The organism is Pseudomonas sp. CNPSo 3701, from assembly GCF_028674975.1.
In the GTDB taxonomy this organism is placed as follows: Bacteria; Pseudomonadota; Gammaproteobacteria; order Pseudomonadales; family Pseudomonadaceae; genus Aquipseudomonas; species Aquipseudomonas straminea.
The window spans coordinates 1-649 of the sequence record NZ_JAQZSI010000023.1 but is presented as its reverse complement, the minus strand read 5'-3'; the positions used below and the strand labels follow the sequence as shown (position 1 = coordinate 649).

At 64.6% G+C, this 649-nt stretch carries 1 protein-coding gene; it reads left to right on the top strand.

The annotated features are described in order from the left end of the window. The coding region (locus tag PVA39_RS23210; RefSeq protein ID WP_274126069.1) for an aldehyde dehydrogenase family protein at positions 1-649 on the top strand (649 nt) is incomplete at both ends.

The following is a 649-nucleotide window of genomic DNA, read 5'->3' as shown; positions in this document are numbered from 1 at the left end:
CGACGTACCCCTGGCCGCCGATCACTTCCGCTACTTCGCCGGCTGCATCCGCGCCCAGGAAGGCACCTCGGCGGAGATCAACGAGCACACCGCGTCCTACCACTTCCACGAGCCGCTGGGCGTGGTCGGGCAGATCATTCCCTGGAACTTCCCGCTGCTGATGGCCGCCTGGAAGCTGGCCCCGGCGCTGGCCGCCGGCAACTGCGTGGTATTGAAACCAGCCGAGCAGACGCCGCTGTCGATCACCTTGCTGGCCGAGATCATCGGCGACCTGCTGCCGCCGGGCGTGCTCAATATCGTCCAGGGCTTCGGCCGTGAAGCCGGCGAGGCGCTGGCCACCAGCACGCGCATCGCCAAGATCGCCTTTACCGGCTCTACCCCAGTGGGCTCGCATATCATGAAATGCGCCGCCGCCAACATCATCCCCAGCACCGTGGAGCTAGGCGGCAAGAGCCCGAACGTGTTTTTCGAAGACATCATGCAGGCCGAGCCGGCGTTCATCGAGAAGGCGGCCGAAGGCCTGGTGCTGGCCTTCTTCAACCAAGGCGAGGTGTGCACCTGCCCGTCGCGGGCGCTGGTGCAGGAGTCGATCTTCGAGCCGTTCATGAACGAGGTGATGAAGAAGATCAAATCGATCAAGCGCGGCAAC